This is a genomic window from Myxococcus sp. AM011, assembly GCF_013372595.1.
Classification (GTDB): Bacteria; Myxococcota; Myxococcia; order Myxococcales; family Myxococcaceae; genus Myxococcus; species Myxococcus eversor.
In genome coordinates, this window is the sequence record NZ_JABXEM010000026.1 from 13,810 (window position 1) to 30,596 (window position 16,787).

Here is a 16,787-nt window from a genome sequence, read left to right on the forward strand (position 1 = left end):
CGTCAGAGGGCGGGTGGGGGAGACGCGGCCTGCTCGGTCTCCCGCTCCTCGTCCTCGGCGGCCTGGACCGCCTCGTTGGTGGTGGCCGCCTCCTGCACGCGCTCCCGTTCAATCATCGCCGCGGCGCGCTCCTGCTGCTCTTCGGGCACCAGAATCTCCCACCAGGGAAGCAGGTTGCCCGTGGTCAGCTTGTCCACGACGCCGGAGCGGCCCGCCCGCACCAGCACCGGAATGTCCGCCTCCTGGAGCAGCTCCGCGAAGACCTCCGCCATCAGCGGATTGTCCGTGGTGCCCGCGCGCACGAAGACGCGCTTGTCCAGCTCATGTGGAAGCGGGAGTCCCCGGCTGCGCATCTCCCCCGCGTCCACCAACCGTGGGTTGCCCGGACAGTCCGCGCATTGCTCGACATCGTCCCGATACTCCGAACCGCACCTGGCGCAGTACTTCATGTCGGTCCCTCCTGCCCATTGGACGTCGTCCTGGAGGGACATAGTAGGTCTGGTGTCCTGTCTCGGCACCGGGGGCCAGTCCTTCCGTTCACTGTCGGGCGTCGTCGCCCTGCCATTGGCGCGCTTCTTCCCCCAGCTGGCTCACCGAGCTGCTCAGCCGCTCCACGTCGATGGGCTTGCGCAGGACGAGGTCGCAGTGCTCGGCGCCGTCCACCTGGGTGTAGCCGGAGACGAGGATGACGCGCGTGCGCGGCGCGCGGGCTTTCACCCGCCGGGCCAGCTCCGTGCCATGCAGCCCCGGCAGGGACTCGTCCGTCACCACGACATCCGGCAGCTCGCTCTCGAAGGCCTTCAGGCCCGCGAGCCCGTCGCTGGCCGTGACGACGTCGAACTCGAACTCGAGCAGCTCCGCGAGGAGCTCCCGGCTGTCACCGTCGTCCTCCACGAGGAGGACCTTGATTCGCTCGGCACCCATGCGTCTGGGTAACCCTGGCCCTTGTCGGATTCGTCCGCCGCGAAGGTGCGGGGCCGCGTGCCTCTCCGCTTGGAGAGCAGGCGGGGGGATAAGCCCCCCTCACCAGCGGGCGGGGGACTGTCCATCATTGGGCCTGGAGGTGATGCCATGAAGGTGTTGATGCGGGGCGTGCATCTGACCCTGACGGAGTCGATGAGGGACTACCTGCAGGAGCATCTGGTGGACCACATCGCGCGAATCGCGGACGACGAGGCGGCGGAAATCGACATCTCGTTGGTGGACATCAACGGTCCGAAGGGTGGGGTGGACAAGGAATGCCGGGTGACGGTGCACATGCCGAGCTTCGCTTCCGTGCATGTCACCGAGAGGGCGGAGACGCTGTTTCCCGCCATCGACGCGGCGCGTGACCGACTGGAGCGCACCCTGCGCAAGACGGTGGACAAGCGCCGCGACGTGCACACGAACGGGCTGCCCGACGACGTGGCGGCGGACGTTCCCAACTATTAGCCCGGGGCGTGCCTCGGTGTAGGGCCCGGTCTTCCCGGTTGTCCACCGGGCGGCCGGGCCCGCGTTGTACGCTGTCCGAATCTTGCTGGGTCCGAATGGTGAACGCTATAAGCGGAACCCTTCACCCATGGGCTAAAGGACGGCGATGGTCCGCCTCAAGTTCCTCCTCTTCGCGTTCCTGGTCATTGGACTGGGGCTTGCTCATCTCCCGATGTTGTCGGGACCGCTGCGCGCGCGCGCGGTGGACGGAGCCACGGCCCAGTCCGCTTCGGGCGTGGCCGAGGTGGCGCGTCGCGTGGACGCGCGTCGCGCGGAGGTGCAGGCGCTGGCGCTGAAGCTGGCCGCCACGCCGGACGTCGCCTCCGCGGTCCACGCGCTGCTTCCTCCCAAGCCCGCCGTCCCCCCGCGTCCGCAGTTCAACAAGGACAAGGACAAGGTCGACGACAAGGCCAGCGCCCTCCAGCCGCTGACGGCGGAGCGCTTCGGGGCCGTGCGCACGGCGGCCGAGGCCGTCCTGCCCAAGGAGCTCAAGGGACTGGTGGTGGCGCTGGCCGCCCCTGACGCCGCGTTCCATGCCGTCGCGGGCGCGGAGCCGTCCTCGGACGCCGCGAAGCTGGACGTCGCCGCGCTGGCGAAGGCCGGCACCTCGGTGGTGGACGCGCTCGGCGCGACGCACGTGTTCGCCTCGGTGCCCGTGCTGTGGGGCGGGGACTTCGGCATGCAGCCGGCGGTGACGCTGGTGGTGGGCGCGCCGCTGCTCGACGAGGGCGCGCTGGAGGCCGCGGTGACGGCCACCGGTGTCTCCGCGCTCGGGTTGGTGAAGGGTGACTCGGTGGCGGCCGTGGGGCCGGACAAGCTGCTCGCGGAGGGCTCGCTGGCGCAGGTGGCGGCCAACGCGAGCGGCGTCGTGATTCGCCGCGGAAGCCTCCAGGCGCTGGGGCCCGTGGGCCTGCCCATGATGACGGAAGGTGACTTCATGGGGGGCCAGGCGCCCCTCGCGGTGGGGACTCGCCGGGCGCTGGAAGGCACTCCGCTGGAAATCCTCGCGGTGGCCGGGACGCAGTCGGTGCTGGGCGCCGTCGCGGACTACCAGCAGACCGCGCTCGTCGCGCTGGCGGGGCTCCTGGCCCTGACGCTGGTGTGGACGGCGCTGATGGGCGGCTCCAGCTCGGGCTCCGGTGACGACGTGCAGGGCACCTCCGACACGCTCAGCCTGTCGGCCGCGATGGCGGCGAATGCGCCCATGCACCACGCGGTGGTGCCTCCCGCGCCGCAGCCGCAGCCGGTGGCCGCCGCTCCGACGGCGGATCCGTTCGCCTCGGCGCCGTTCGCCGCCGCGCCGACGCCGGGCCCGTTGCCGGACCCCTTCGCCCAGGCGGCGCCGCCTCCTCCGGCGGTGGCCCCCATGTCGGACCCCTTCGCCATGGCCGCGCCGCCGCCTCCCGCGGCCCAGCCCTTTGGCGCGGACCCCTTCGCCATGGCCGCGCCGCCGCCTCCCGCGGCCCAGCCCTTCGGCGCGGATCCGTTCGCGCTGCCGCCGCCGGCCCCCGCGCCGGTGTCGAACCCGTTCGCTTCGGCGGATCCGTTCGGCTCGGCGGATGCGTTCCCCTTCCCGGCGCCGCCTCCGTCCTCTCCGCCTCCTCCCGCGGCGAGCCCGTACGCGTCCCAGCAGCCCGCGCCCACGCCGTTCGGCGGTGCGATGCCGTTCGAGTCCGAGCCCGGCGGCTTCTCCGCTTCGGGTGAGCCCCTGTCGACGGCGTCGCCTCGGCGCGGTGCCTTCGCCTTCGAGGACCAGCCCACGGCGGCGTACACGCTCCAGCAGGCGGCGAACCCCTTCGCCCTGGCTGCGGCGCAGACGCCCGACAACCCGGAGACGACGCGCGTCGCGGCCATTCCGCGCGAGCTGCTCCAGGCCAGCACCCGGCCGGCCGAGGCGCCCATTCCGCTGCCGTCGCGCTCGGGCGGGCCCGCCGCGATTCCGCTCCCCGGCGCGGGTCCGTCCGGCAACTCCGCGGTGGCGCTCTCCGAGGAGCAGCACTTCCAGGAGGTCTTCCGCGAGTTCGTCACCACCCGTGAGCGGTGCGGCGAGCCGGCCGATGGCCTGACGTACGACAAGTTCGTGCAGAAGCTGCGCAAGAACAAGGAGCAGCTCGTCCAGAAGTACGCCTGCAAGACGGTGCGCTTCCAGGTCTACGTGAAGGAAGGCAAGGCCGCTCTCAAGGCCACGCCCGTCAAGGACTGAGCGCGGCTTCCACCGCGAGTCGACATCGGGCCCGGGGCGATGATTCGCCTCGGGCCTCATGCGTTTCCGGCTAGGGCGCTCTGACGAGGCTGGACGCGGGGACGTCCGCGCGGGGGAGCACGACGCTGAAGCGCGCGCCCTGGCCCGGCTCACCGCCGACTTCGAGCTTGCCGCCGTGCTCCTGGAGGATGCGCGCGGCGATGGCCAGCCCGAGTCCCGTGCCGCCATCCTTGGTCGTGAAGTAGGGCTCGAAGATGCGGGCGCGGTGCTCGGGAGGGATGCCCGGGCCGCTGTCCTCGACTTCGATGATGGCGTCCGCGTCGGTGCCCTTCACCCGCACGCGCAGGTGGCCGCCCTTGCCCGTCATGGCCTCCTCGGCGTTCTTCACCAGATTCACCAGCACCTGCGTCAGCATGTCCCGGTCCACCTGGGCCACCACACCCGTCTGGAGCGCCGGGAGTATCTGGATGCCCTCGGGAGGTGTCGCGTAGAGGGACAACACGCTCTGCGTCAGCTCGGACAGGTCCACGGGGGCCAGTTGCGGCTTGGGCATCCTCGCGAAGCGGCTGAACTCGTCGACGATGCGCCGCAGGCGGTCCACCTCTTCGAGCACCACGCCCGCGCTCTCCTTGAAGAACTCCGGGAAGCGAGGGTGCCGGGCCTCCTGCGCGGCCAGCAGCGTCTCCAGCGACATGCGGATGGGCGTCAACGGGTTCTTGATTTCGTGCGCCAGCCGCCGAGCGACCTCCTGCCACGCGGCGATGCGCTCACTGGCCATCAACCGCTCCGTCGTGGCCTTCAGCTCGGACGTCATGTGGTTGAACGTCCGGACCAGCTCGCCCACCTCGCCCGTGGCGTCGGCCGTCACCTGGACGTCCAGCGCGCCTTCGGCCACGCGCCGGGCTCCCTCGGTGAGGGCCTCCACCGGCCGGGTCATCCACCGCGACACCAGCAGCCCGAGCAAGATGGCGAAGGCGCCGCCCAATCCTGCGAGCAGGAGGAAGGCGCGCATGACGCCTTCCTCGGCCTCGCGGGCGGCGGCTCGGCTGAAGACAAGTCGCACCGTGGCGGCTTCGCCCAGGGGAAGCTCGCGCACCACCGTGGGAGGAAGCGCGGTGCCAGCCTTCGCCAGCTCGGTGTCACCGGAGACGAGCGAGACTTGCGCCTGCGTCAGTCGCGCGAGGTGCTGGGCCAGGCTGTCATCGAGCAGCACGCCACCCACGGCCCACAGGCGAAGGTCGCCGTAGTCCACCGGGCGCGCGGTGACGAGCGCTGGCATCTGTCGCAGCCCGGAGGGGGTGCGCACTTCCACGCGCACCGGCACGGGCTTGGGCGAAGTCTCACGCGTGACGGCGAAGAGGACCGGGTCCGGGTCTCCGCGTCGCGCGGGCAGGTGCCCGGAGGACAGCACGGTGCCGCTCCGGTCGAAGAGGGCGAGCACCGTCAGCCCGCGCGTCTTCATCAGCGCTTCCGCCGTGCCCGCTTGAATGGCGCGGGTGGGGCGCTCACGGGCCTCGCGTGCGAGGTCCTCCATGGCGGCGCTGTCCACCAGCTCCTCCACCGCGCGACGGGCGGTGGTGGCCGTGCGCTCCAGCGACTCCTGCGCGCTGGTGGTGGCGGCCTGCATGCGTGCATCCAGCTCGCGCGTCAGCGTGTCGCGCAGCCGTGAAAGGGTGGGCAGCACCACGACCGCGAGCGGCACCAGGGCGAGCAGGGCGAAGGCGAGCGCCAGCCGGGTCCTCAGGCGCAAGGGTGTGTCCCCTCGAGCAAGGCGCGGGCGCCCCTCATGGGCGTCCCCCGGTGCCGGCTCCCTCGGGAGGCAGCAGGAAGGCCCCGTCCAGCATCGGCAGGCCCTGCGCGTCCATCACCAGCCCGCCCACCTCCGGCATCGCGCGCAACCCAAGTCCCTGGGCGTAGAGCGGCAGCAGAGGCAGCGACGCGGCCAGCGCCAGGGCTCGCTCGCGGACCCGCGCATCCCTCGCCGCCGCATCCGACAGCGCTCCAATCGCGGGCAGCTCCACGCCGAGCAGGTCCTTGCGCCCACCCGCGTCGAGCACCACCGCGAGCGCGGGCCCCGGCACGGGAGGCAGCAGCACCGCATGCAGCATCAGCTCGAAGTCTCCCTTGGCCCAGCGGGCGCGCAGCGCGGAGCGCGCCAGGGGCTCCAGGGCCACGGTGTAGCCGCGCTCGTGCAGCTTCACCTGGATGCGCTCGGCCACCGCGCGCTGGTCGTCCAGGGCCGCGTCGTAGACGAGCGTCACCGTGCGAGCCGGACCCGCCGCGGGCGCCGCCGGACGGGGCTTGGGCGGCTGTGGCATCAGCGCGGGCGGCAGCAGGTGCGGCATGGGTACCGCCGGGCCGTGCACGAAGAGGCGGGTGAGGTCCTCGCGGTCGATGGAGCTCTCCACCGCCTGCCGGAAGTCCGTCGGAAGGCGCCGAGGCGAGAAGGCGAGATACGTGGCGTAGAGCAGGGCCCCCGGCGCGTTGTCCGTCTCCGAGGACACGCCCAGCTCCACCTGGACCTGCCGGGCGGACCACAGCCGGGCCAGTCCTCGCTCATCCGTGGCGGTGAGCAGCAGTCGGTCCAGATACGGGCGACCCCGAGGCCAGCCGAGCTGCGCATCCAGCGCGCCTCGCCCCGCGGCCGAGAAGGGGCCCGGAGTCGAGGAGGCCACGGGCGCGGCCAGGGCCGGGTGGCACAGCGCGCGCTCCAAATCCGGCCATGGGAATGAGAGCGCCAGCTCCAGCGAGGCACCACTCGCGGTGACCTGCCGTCCCTCGCCGCGCAGCGGATAGAGCAGGGCCCGGTACGGCGAAGCCCCGTCGGTGCTCGACAGGCGCGTCCACGCGCGAGCCAGCGCGTTCGCCGTCGCGGCATTGGGCAGCGTCACGCGCGTGACTTGCGGCGTGGGACGCGACAGCTCACGGGCCAGCGTGGACTGGACCTCTCCCTCCGGCGTCACCGCGCAGACGGGGCGGGACAAGAGGCCCAGCAGCGTGGCCTCCAGCGGGGTGTCGGCGAGCGAGGGCTCGCCAAGCTCGGGCGGCCCGGCATGAGCGACGCGCACCTCTCCGCCGTAGCGAGTCCGTCCCGCTCCCCACGCGGACGCGGAGCCCAGGAGCACGAGACTGGCGAGGGCGATGCGGCGGGACTTCATGGAGCACCCTGGCGAAGGAGGAACAGCTCACCGGTACCATCCGGCTTCGACAGGCCCACGACGACTTCGCGGCGCGTGTCGCCATCCAGGTTGGCCGTCACCACGAACAACGCGCGCCCGGTGGGCAGCGGGCCCTGCCACAGCGGCTCGTGCACCGTGGGGTCCCCACCGTTGAGGGCGTGGACACGGAGCACATCCGGCGAAGGCTGGAGCAGGGCGGATGTGGTCAGCAGCTCCGTCGTGCCGTCACCGTCCAAGTCTCCCAGGGCACTGCCAGCGCCGAGTCCACTCAGTCGCGTCGGCGTCGCGCCCACGCGCGGATAGAGCGAGCCCGTGCCATCCGCGTGGACGAAGAGCATCCTCGGCGATGCGAAGCTCGCGGTGGTGAAGGGCGAAAGCAGCGTCACGGGCTTGCCGTCCCCCAGCCGCACCTCGGCCTGGAACGCCGTCTGCCCGGGGACGAAGCCACCGCGCTCCACGGGACCGAGTGGCGCGCTGTCCAATGTCCCCACGGGGCGCAGCGTGCTCCGGCCCTTGTCCAGGACAAGCACTTCTCCCTGCGCACGACGGGTGCTCCACGCGGCCAGCCGGGGCGGCCCCGACAGCACGGCCAGCGCGCCAAACGGCTCGCGAGTCGTCGCGTTCGAGAAGGGCAACGAACCCAGCTCCCTGCGGGCCAGCAGTTGTCCATCCGCCGTGAAGACGGACACGTTTTCTTCCGTCAGCACCGCGATTTCGTCGCGGCCATCGCCGTCCAGGTCTCCCGCCGCGAGCGCCGCCACGGGCTGCTCCAGCCGGACCAGCGTCGCCCCCAGGAGCCGGATGCCCCGGGGCCCGCCCGTGGGAGGAGTCGTCGTCGTCGGCGTGCCCACCGAGGCGAGCGCGAGCGCCTCCGCGTCAGCCTCCACCGACTCGACGAGCGCACCCGACGGACGAGCAGGGCGCGTCAGCGCGCGGCCCGACCAGAAGTTGACCCAGGTGCCCAGCGCATCCCCGCGAGCCCGCAGCGCGCCAGCCTCCACGTCCACGGTCAGCCGCACCAGCGTGCGGGCCCCCTGTGCGCGAGCCACGCCCTCGGCGGCCTCCGCGCTCGGAGCGTCCACCACCGAGGGAGCCAATCCTTCCGCCGCCAGTCGCGCCGCCAGCACGCTGCCGACCGCGCGTCGCAGCTCGGCCGAGCCTCCCGAGAAGTACAGCGCCACGGGCGCCTCGGCGGGCAGGGCGCGCACGTCCGAGGCCAACTCGCGCGAGAGGCGCTCGACGGCGGACACGGTTTCGTCGGTCGAGGACCGTGGCGCGGCGTGGGCGGTGAGTGCGAGCAGCAGTGGTGCGAGGACCTGGGCTCGGCTCACAAACCCTTCCTGTTGTTTTCGTTGAGGAAGAACTCGTCGGTCGTCACCTGGCCCGGAGGCGGGGCCTCGGCGGTGGGCTGGGTGCCCTCGAGGAACGGCTCCAGCCGGCCCGGGACGGAGGCTCCGGCCAGCAGCCCCGTGACGGGGTCGATGCGAACCTGGAGGATGCCGGACGGCACCTCGAAGTCGCGCGCGGGCAGGCCCTCGTGGGCCACGCGCATGAACTGGAGCCAGATGGGCAGCGCGGCCCGGCCGCCCGTCTCACTGCCACCCAAGGGCGAGTTGTCGTCGAAGCCCACCCACGCGCTGGCCACCCAGTCCATCGTGTAGCCAGAGAACCACGTGTCCTTGGACTCCTGAGTGGTGCCCGTCTTGCCCGCGGCGGGGCGGTTCAGCTCGCGCACGGCCTTGGCCGTGCCTTCCTCCACCACGCTGCGCATCAGCGACGTGGTGAGGTACGCGACGGCGGGAGGCAGCATCTCCTCGAAGGCCGGCTGGTGGTCCTCCAACACCTTGCCGCGCGAGTCGCGCACGCGCAGCAGCATCAGCGGCTCCGCGTAGCGGCCATTGGACTGGAGCGTGGAGTAGGCGTTCACCGCCTCCAGCATCGTCACCTCGCCGGTGCCGAGCGCCAGCGTCAGGTTCTCCGGAAGGGGGGAGCGGATGCCCGCCCGGCGCGCGAAGTCGATGACCGTGGGCGGAGTCAGCGACTCGATGAGCCGCACGGACACCGTGTTCTTCGACTTCGTCAGCGCCGTGCGCAGCGTCATCGGCCCTTCGAACTGCCGGTCATAGTTCTGGGGCCTCCACGCCTTGCCCGTGTACGGATCCCGAATGGTCTCCGGCGCGTCGTTCACCATGGAGAGCGGCGTGTAGCGGCCACTTCCCAGGGCCGCGGCATAGAGGAACGGCTTGAAGGACGAGCCCGGCTGACGCTTGGCCTGCGTCGCGCGATTGAACGACGAGCGCGCCGCGTCATACCCGCCCACCAGCGCCACCACGTTGCGGTTCTCCGGGCGGATGACCACCAGTCCACCCTGCACGAGCGGCACCTGGTCCAGCGTGGCCTCCACGAAGGCCGGCGCGGGAGGCGCCTTCAGGATGCGCACGTAGACGAGCTGTCCCTTGGTGAAGACGTCCGAGATGTTCTTCGGCGCGCCCTTGCCCTTCTGCCGGGCCCAGGTGACGGAGGGGTACGCAATCTCCGCGGTGCGGCCCACCAGGTCCACGCGCGCCACGTTCCGCTTCTCGTCCAGCTCCGTCACATAGCCCGTCAGCCGCAGCCCTTCCGAGAGGGGCTTCAGGAGCACCGCGCGCACCATCAGCTCCTCTTCGGAGGGAGGTGCCTCGTCCTCGGGCGTGAGGTCCGGGCGCTGCTCCTCCGCGCCGTCCTCCTCGGTCTCCGCCTTCGGCTCCGGCTTCTCCGCCTTCGCGAGCGGCGCCAGGTCGGCCACGTAGCCCTGGTCCTTCAGTCGACGGCCAGCCTCTTCGATTCGCGTGGCGACCATGCCGCGCAGCCGAGCCCACTGCGCGTCATCCAATGTGCCGCGCGGCCCGCGATAGCCCTGGCGACGGTCCACGGCTTCGAGGCCCTCGCGCACGGCCTGCTCCGCGGCGACCTGGAGCTTGGGCACCATGGCGATGTCCACCCGCAGGCCGCCCTCCATCACCGCGTGCTCGCCATAGCGCTCGATGAGCGTGCGGCGAATCTCCTCCGCGTAGTACGGGCCCACGCCCTGCTGGGGACGCGGGGCCAGGACGATGGGCTTGTCCAGCTCCGCCTCCGCGATGTTGCGCGGCACGAAGCCATGGTTGGCCATCTGCCCGAGCACGTACCGCTGACGCGACTTCGCGCGCGTCATGTTCGTCTCCGGGTTGATGCGGTGGGGAATCTGCACGGTGCCCGCCAGCACCGCGGCCTCGCCCACGCTCAACTCCTTGGCGTGCTTGCCAAAATAATAGACCGCGGCCTCCTCCACGCCGTAGCGGCGCTTCCCGTAATAGGACTGGTTGATGTAGAGGCCGAGAATCTGGTCCTTGGTGAGCGCCTCCTCGACGCGCGGGGTGAGAATCCACTCGCGAATCTTGCGCGACAGGCTGCGCTCGGGCGTGAGCAGCAGGTTCTTCACCACCTGCTGCGTAATCGTGGACGCGCCGGACTTGCGGCTGCCGGGGATGAGGTTCTTGATGGCGGCGCGAGCGATGCCGAAGGGGTCCAGGCCCACGTGCTTGTAGAAGTCCGCGTCCTCGGCGGCCAGGAAGGCGTCGCGCACGTGGGGCGGAAGGTCCGCGACACGCACCACGGTGCGCTTCTCGAACGCGTACTCGGCGCAGATGCTCCCGTCCGCGCACGTCACCTTGGTGACCTGGGGCAACTGGTAGTGCTGGAGCGCGTCCACCGAGGGCAAATCCCGGCTGTAGTAGATGTACGCCCCCACGCCGACCAGCACGAAGAGCAACAGACCCACGGCGCCGGTGATGAGCAACCGCTTGGTCCACTTCCAGAGGCGCGCGCCGAATCCAGGGCGCGGCGGAACGGGCGCGGGCGCCGGGGTGGAAGGAGGAGGAGCTTCGGGCGGAGTGGGCATTACACGGGCCAGGGTCATGTGCTTCTCGACGGGGGCTGCACGTTAGACCAAGTCGGCATCTGAAATCGGGAATCGGACCGGCCTCCTTTCGTCCGGAGGCCGGCCTGCGGGCAGGGGAGCGCTACGGCGCCACGGGCCGCGGAGAGAGGCCCTCCTGTCCGCGAGCCTCGGGCGAGTCCAGGTCCACCTGGGCCACGCGGCTCATGCGGTCCGCGTTGACGCGGGCCTGGACGTAGCGCGGGGACAGCCGGGTGGCGGTGCCATACGCGGCGCGGGCCTCCTCCTTACGGCCCAGCCGCTCCCACGCCACGCCGAGGTTGTTGTGCACGTAGGCCACGTTCGGCAGCAGCTCCGCGGCCTGCGTGAGCACCTCGGCCGCCTTCGCGTTCTCTCCCGCGCGCAGGTACGCGAAGCCCAGGTTGTTGAGCGCGTAGCCATGCTCGGGCTCCAGGTGCACGGCCTGCTGGAAGCGGAGGATGGCCGACGTCAGTTCGCCGCCGACCAGGTGTGCCCGGCCGAGCACCTGATACGCCTCCGCGTCCTCGGGAGCGCGCAGCACGGCCTCCTCGCCCACGCGCACCGCCTCCGCGTGACGTCCCAGGGACACGAGCAGGCGGGCCTGCTGGATGAGGGCGCCCGCGTCCTCGGGAACCAGGTGGCCCAGTCGCGCGTACGCCAGCAGCGCGACGTCGGACTGGCCTTGGAGGCGGGCGAGCCGTGCGGCCTGCGTCAGCGCATCCGTGTCGGCCGGGTCGTCATGCAGCGCGCGGCGCACCTCGGTGAGCGCGCCCGACACGTCACCCAGCTCTCGCAGCGAGCGCGCGCGTCCCAGGTGGTCCACGCGCCGCCCGTGCTCGTGGGGCAGCGCCAGGGCGTCCTCGGGCGCGGGGCGGGGCGCCTGCTCGACGATGGGGCTCGCCACTTCCGGAGGGGCGAGGGGAATGAGTCGCGGGGCCTCGGCGAAGTCGCTCGGCACCACGGGGGTGACGGCTTCGCGGGTGCGCGCGTGCTGCTCGGCGAGCGCGAGCCACGGGCGCAGCGAGGCGGGCAGGGGCACGTCGGTCCACGCGGCCAGGCCGAGCGCGGCGAGGCAGGTGGGCAGCAGGGACTTCTTCAGCGCGGGGGGCAGGGTGAAACCCAGGGTGCGGCGGGTGGCCTTCCTCGTCCTCGGGCTCATGGCGACCTCGACTCCAGGCGGGGCGTTCGAGAAGAACGCTCCGAGAGGGCTCCTGTGGGAGTCCTCCCACCCGGGGCTATTGCGATGGGCGTGCCAGGGGCCTGCCCCGAGGGCGTGCGACGGGGTGTGTCCCTGGGGCCGCACGCGAGGGGGAAAACCGTGGCGGGGGCGTGGGTGTCGTGCGACGGTGCCCGCGATGAAAATCGCCACCTGGAACGTGAACTCGGTACGGGCCCGGCAGGAGCGACTGCTCGAGTGGTTGAAGAGCGCGCAGCCGGACATCCTCTGCCTGCAGGAGCTGAAGTGCACGGAGGACGACTTCCCGATGGAGGCCGTGCGCGACGCCGGCTACCGCGCGGCGGTCCACGGGCAGAAGACCTACAACGGCGTGGCCATCCTCGCGAAGGAGGAGCCGCGCGACGTGGTGAAGGGGCTGTCGGACGGCGTGGATGACACGCACGCGCGCCTCATCGCCGCGACGGTGGCGGGCATCCGCGTGGTGAGCGCGTACGCGCCCAATGGCCAGACGGTGGACTCGCCCCAGTACGAGTACAAGCTGGAGTGGTACGGCCGCCTGCGGCGCTACCTGGACACGCGGCACAAGCCCGACGAGGCGCTGGTGCTCGGGGGCGACTGGAACGTGGCGCCCGAGGACATCGACACCTACGACCCGAAGCTCTGGGAAGGGCAGACGCTCTTCACGCTGAAGGAGCGGGACGCGCTCCAGCGGCTGCGCGCCTTCGGACTGACGGACGCGTACCGGAAGCTGTACCCGGACACGCAGCGCTTCTCGTGGTGGGACTACCGGATGCTCGGCTTCCCGAAGAACCTGGGCCTGCGCATCGACCACCTCTACGTCTCGGCGCCGCTGGTGCCTCGGCTGACGGGCGCGGACACGGACCGGGAGGCGCGCAAGGGCAAGCAGCCCTCGGACCATGCGCCGGTGTGGCTGGAACTGAAGGACTGAAGTCGGGAGGACAGGCGTGACTCGGATGCGATGGCCGATGCTGTGCGTGGGGTTGGGGATGTTCCTCGTGGGCTGCGCATCGACGGGGAAGCCTCCCGCCGCCGCGGCCGAGCCCGTGCCCGCGCATCAACTCTTCACGCTCGCCTCGGCGACGCTAAAGGAGGCGCGGCGCATCGCCGTCTACACGCCCCCGGGATACGACGCGGCGACGGACGCGCGCTTCCCGGTGCTCTACATGCCGGACGGTGGGCTCCAGGAGGACTTCCCGCACGTCGCCTCGGCCGTCGACGCGGCGATTCGCGCGGGCGAGCTGCGGCCGATGCTCGTGGTGGGCATCGAGAACACGGTGCGCAGGCGTGACATGACGGGGCCCACGACGGTGGCCAGTGACAAGGAGATTGCTCCCATCACCGGAGGCTCGGAGGCGTTCCGCGCGTTCATCCGCGACGAGCTGATGCCGGAGGTCCGTCGGCGTTATCGCGTGACGGAGGAGCGGGCCATCATCGGCGAGTCGCTCGCGGGGCTGTTCATCGTGGAGACGTTCTTCCTGGAGCCGGACCTGTTCGGCACGTACCTGGCCCTGAGCCCCAGCATCTGGTGGAACGCGGAGTCACTGGTGCGTCAGGCGGGCGAGCGGCTCGCGGCCCGCGCGGACCTGCGCGCGGAGCTGTACGTGTCGTCGGCGAACGAGGTGGATGACATCGTCCCCGCCGTCGCTCGGCTGGGGGAGGTCCTCCGGGTGAGCGCGCCCGTGGGGCTGAAGTGGGAGGTCGAGCCCCGGCCGGACCTTCGCCACGACAACATCTACCGGTCCTCCGCGCCGGGCGTGCTGCGCAAGTGGCTGCCACCGACGCAGGGCGCGGCCACACGGTAACGAGACGTTCGGCCTTCGGGTGCCGGCTGGAATAGAGTCGGCGTCCCATGCCTGTCATCCGACTCGACTGTACGAAGTGCGACCGGACCTTCGCGCCTGGCGTCGTGCTCAACCTGTGCACGTCCTGCAGCGCACCGCTCTTCGCGCGTTACGACTTGGAGCGCGCCGCGAAGACGCTACGGCCCGAGGCCCTGGCGACGCGGGAGCGCTCCATGTGGCGCTACCACGAGGTGATGCCCGTGGAGGACCCGGCCCAGCGGCTCAGCCTGGGCGAGGGCTTCACGCCGCTGCTCAAGGCGCCGCGCCTGTCGGAGTGGCTGGGCTTGAAGCACGTCATGGTGAAGGACGAGGGAGGCAATCCCACCGGCTCGTTCAAGGCGCGCGGCCTGTCGGCGGCGGTGAGCATGGCGAAGGTGCTGGGCGCGAAGGCGGTGTGCCTGCCCTCGGCGGGAAACGCCGGGAGCGCCCTGGCTGCCTATGCGGCGCGAGGGGGCCTGGAGGCCCATGTCTTCGTGCCCAAGGACATCGCGAGTCTCTTCCTGATGGAGACCCGTGCCTACGGCGCGCACGTCGAGACGGTGGACGGCCTCATCACCGACGCGGGGCGGGTCTGCGCGGGGCTCGCGCGTGAGCATGGCTGGTACGAGTGCGCCACGCTGAAGGAGCCCTACCGCGTGGAGGGCAAGAAGACGATGGGCTACGAACTGGCGGAGCAGCTCGACTGGACGCTGCCGGACGTCATCCTCTATCCGACGGGCGGCGGCACCGGGCTCATCGGCATGTGGAAGGCGTTCGAGGAGATGGAGGCCATGGGGCTCATCGGCTCGAAGCGCCCGAGGATGGTCGCGGTGCAGGCCGAAGGCTGCGCGCCCATCGTGAAGGCCCACGCGGAGGGCCAGCCGGATGCCCCCATGTGGCCTGGGGCGACGACGCATGCGCACGGCCTGCGAGTGCCCAAGGCGCTGGGCGACTTCCTCATCCTCCGAGCCGTGAAGGCCAGCGGCGGGACGGCCATCTCCGTCACCGAGGAGGAAATCGTGCAGGGCACGAAGGAACTCGCGGCCTCCGAGGGACTCTTCGCCGCACCGGAGGGCGGTGCCTGTGTGGCCGCGCTGCGCAAGCTCCACTCCGCAGGACAGGTGACGCCGGACGAGTCCGTGGTGGTCTTCAACACGGGCACGGGCTTCAAGTACGTGGAGAACATGGCCCCGCTCTGGTGAGCGCGAAAGCGACAGGCGCACGACAATGCACGAAGCGAACTCGTTGCGATGGGCGCGCCTGCTCGTGAGTGGCGCGTGGCTCCTCGGCCTCACCCACTGCGGAACTCCTCGTGCCGTCACGCGCGAGGACCCGCCGGCCCAGGTCCAGGCCTCGCCCTCTGTGTCCTCGGATGGTCGCGTGCATGCCCGCCCCAGCGCGGCGCCCACCGAGCCCGGACTCGTGGGGTTGCATCCGCTGGGCCTTGGAGGCGGCAAGCGAGACGGCCTGCTCTACGTGCCCCGTTCCTATCGCCCGGGGCAGCCCGCGCCGCTGATGGTGCTGCTGCACGGCGCGATGGGAAACGCGGCGCAGATGCTGGAGGTGACACAGGCGCTGGCGGAGGCCGAGGGCCTCATCCTGGTGATACCGGAGTCGCGGGGCGTGACGTGGGACCACAAGCTGGCGACAGGCAGCGAGGACCTTGCCTTCATCGACCGGGCCCTGGCCCACGTCTTCGCGCGCCATGCCGTGGCGAAGGAGCAGCTCTCCGTCGCGGGCTTCTCGGATGGCGCGTCGTATGCGCTGGCGCTCGGCATCCTCAACGGAGACCTGTTCCCGCGCATCCTCGCCTTCTCACCCGGGTTCGTTGACGCGGCGGAGCCCCGGGGCGTGCCGCGTGTCTTCATCGCCCATGGTGACAAGGACGCGGTGCTGCCCGTCGAGCAGAGCGGCCGTCGCATCGTCGCCGAGTTGGGCGCGGCGGGCTTCGACGTGCGCTACCTGGAGTTCGCCGGAGGCCACTCCCTGCCCCAGGACGTGCTTCGCGCCGCCGCACAGTGGCTTCACGAACCGACTTCGCCCGTGAGCGCGGAATAGCCTCGGGTCCTCCTCACAGCCACTTCGGACGAACCCAGTCCAGGAAGCGGTCCTTGGCCTTATCGAGGGGCTCCGTCACGTTGTCCCAGACCTGCTTGCCCGCGTCCTTCAGGCCTTTGACAATCTGGTCCTTGAGCTCCTTCAGCTCGCCGGTGGCCTTGGAGAAGTCCCAGTTCGGGTCGCCCTTGCCCGCGCGCAGCTCCTTCACCGCCGCGTCGAGATACGCGGTCTGGTCCTTGCCGCTTGCTCCGACGAACGGACGCTTGCCGTCGAAGTAGCCCTGCCTGACGGCGTCCTGGATGAGCTCGCCCTGCTGCTCGGGGTTGAGGTCTCCCCACTTCTTGCCGTCCTTGGCACCCGCTTCCCAGTCGTAGCCCTGTCCCGCGCTCTGGGCGACCAGGGCCTTGGCGGCGTAATCCGCGCCATGGTTCTGGTACTGCCAGACGTGGGTGGCCTCGTGGGTGAGCAGGTCCTTCGACGGCGGGAAGTTCGTCGGAGAGCCGTCCTGCGCCTTCGGGTTGACGAGAATCTTGTTCCCCGCGGTGAAGGCGGGCGTGTAGCGACTCAGGTTGTCGAAGAGGGACGCGGGGCCCTCCACCACGCGGACCTTGTCCAGGTCCACGCTGTCTCCGAAGACGCCCTTCAGGTCCTTCTTCTGCGCGTCCGTCAGTGGCTTGCCCTCGAGCTTCTCGGCGGCGTCCAGGACCTTCTTGAGGACCTCCTTGCCGGGGATGGCCGCGGAGGGAATGAACTCATCGACGATGGGCGAGGCCACCGACTGTGCCGCCACCGGCTTCGCCTGGGCCTTGGGCGCCACTTCCTCCTCGGGCCGGCGATAGGGAACAGTCCGTTGATTCTGGATGCGAACAGGGGCCATCGCGTGACTCCTCGTGGAGAGGGGGGCTGAGTCATTTGAATTGTC

At 71.0% G+C, this 16,787-nt stretch carries 14 protein-coding genes; 6 read left to right on the forward strand and 8 right to left on the reverse strand.

All coding sequences use genetic code 11. The features are described 5' to 3' along the window. Positions 1 to 2: 2 nt before the first annotated feature. Positions 3 to 449 (reverse strand): DUF2007 domain-containing protein, encoded by a 447-nt coding sequence (locus HUW62_RS07640; RefSeq protein ID WP_163861747.1) that lies wholly within the window; start codon positions 447 to 449, stop codon positions 3 to 5. A gap of 88 nt (positions 450 to 537) precedes the next feature. Beyond that, a complete protein-coding gene (locus HUW62_RS07645) occupies positions 538 to 924 on the reverse strand; it encodes a response regulator (RefSeq protein WP_163861750.1) in 387 nt (128 codons plus the stop codon). Between the two features lie 147 nt (positions 925 to 1,071). Here HUW62_RS07645 and raiA point away from each other — a divergent pair, with 147 nt between their 5' ends. Further along, entirely contained in the window at positions 1,072 to 1,431 is a 360-nt protein-coding gene (gene raiA / locus HUW62_RS07650; RefSeq protein ID WP_163861753.1) for a ribosome-associated translation inhibitor RaiA, read from the forward strand. A 145-nt stretch (positions 1,432 to 1,576) separates the two neighbouring features. Then, positions 1,577 to 3,673, forward strand: coding sequence for an MXAN_5187 family protein (locus HUW62_RS07655; protein WP_176434024.1), 2,097 nt, complete (start codon positions 1,577 to 1,579; stop codon positions 3,671 to 3,673). Positions 3,674 to 3,743: 70 nt separating this feature from the next. Here the strand turns inward: HUW62_RS07655 and HUW62_RS07660 are convergent, their stop codons facing one another. The 5 genes from HUW62_RS07660 to HUW62_RS07680 all read right to left on the reverse strand — a co-directional run bounded on the left by HUW62_RS07660 (position 3,744) and on the right by HUW62_RS07680 (position 11,948). Beyond that, positions 3,744 to 5,423, reverse strand: a complete 1,680-nt coding sequence (locus HUW62_RS07660) for an ATP-binding protein (protein WP_163861759.1) — start codon at positions 5,421 to 5,423, stop codon at positions 3,744 to 3,746. 34 nt (positions 5,424 to 5,457) lie between these two features. Continuing rightward, complete coding sequence (locus tag HUW62_RS07665) at positions 5,458 to 6,831, reverse strand: peptide ABC transporter substrate-binding protein (RefSeq protein WP_176434025.1); 1,374 nt, start codon at positions 6,829 to 6,831, stop codon at positions 5,458 to 5,460. Further along, entirely contained in the window at positions 6,828 to 8,183 is a 1,356-nt protein-coding gene (locus tag HUW62_RS07670) for a VCBS repeat-containing protein (RefSeq protein ID WP_176434026.1), read from the reverse strand. The genes HUW62_RS07665 and HUW62_RS07670 overlap by 4 nt, the downstream gene beginning before the upstream one ends. Next, complete coding sequence (locus tag HUW62_RS07675) at positions 8,180 to 10,789, reverse strand: penicillin-binding protein 1A (RefSeq protein WP_176434027.1); 2,610 nt, start codon at positions 10,787 to 10,789, stop codon at positions 8,180 to 8,182. Before HUW62_RS07675 ends, HUW62_RS07670 begins: the two co-directional genes overlap by 4 nt. A 103-nt stretch (positions 10,790 to 10,892) precedes the next feature. Beyond that, positions 10,893 to 11,948 (reverse strand): tetratricopeptide repeat protein, encoded by a 1,056-nt coding sequence (locus HUW62_RS07680; RefSeq protein ID WP_176434028.1) that lies wholly within the window; start codon positions 11,946 to 11,948, stop codon positions 10,893 to 10,895. Positions 11,949 to 12,144: 196 nt separating this feature from the next. Between HUW62_RS07680 and xth the strand changes: the two genes are divergently transcribed. From xth to HUW62_RS07700, 4 genes are read left to right on the forward strand one after another with little or no spacing between them, the layout of a single operon-like run. Beyond that, positions 12,145 to 12,915, forward strand: coding sequence for an exodeoxyribonuclease III (gene xth, locus HUW62_RS07685; protein WP_176434029.1), 771 nt, complete (start codon positions 12,145 to 12,147; stop codon positions 12,913 to 12,915). 25 nt (positions 12,916 to 12,940) lie between these two features. Next, positions 12,941 to 13,789, forward strand: a complete 849-nt coding sequence (locus HUW62_RS07690) for an alpha/beta hydrolase (RefSeq protein ID WP_176434046.1) — start codon at positions 12,941 to 12,943, stop codon at positions 13,787 to 13,789. 47 nt (positions 13,790 to 13,836) lie between these two features. After that, the gene (locus HUW62_RS07695) at positions 13,837 to 15,009 is read left to right on the forward strand and encodes a threonine synthase (protein WP_176434030.1); all 1,173 of its coding nucleotides are present in this window, start codon (positions 13,837 to 13,839) and stop codon (positions 15,007 to 15,009) included. Between the two features lie 25 nt (positions 15,010 to 15,034). Next, positions 15,035 to 15,865 carry an alpha/beta hydrolase gene (locus tag HUW62_RS07700; RefSeq protein WP_163861775.1) on the forward strand — a complete coding sequence of 277 codons (831 nt, stop codon included), beginning with the start codon at positions 15,035 to 15,037 and terminating at the stop codon, positions 15,863 to 15,865. Positions 15,866 to 15,878: 13 nt separating this feature from the next. On the opposite strand, the gene HUW62_RS07705 is transcribed toward HUW62_RS07700, so the two are convergent. Next, entirely contained in the window at positions 15,879 to 16,742 is an 864-nt protein-coding gene (locus HUW62_RS07705) for a DUF4157 domain-containing protein (protein ID WP_176434031.1), read from the reverse strand. Between the last annotated feature and the right edge of the window lie 45 nt (positions 16,743 to 16,787).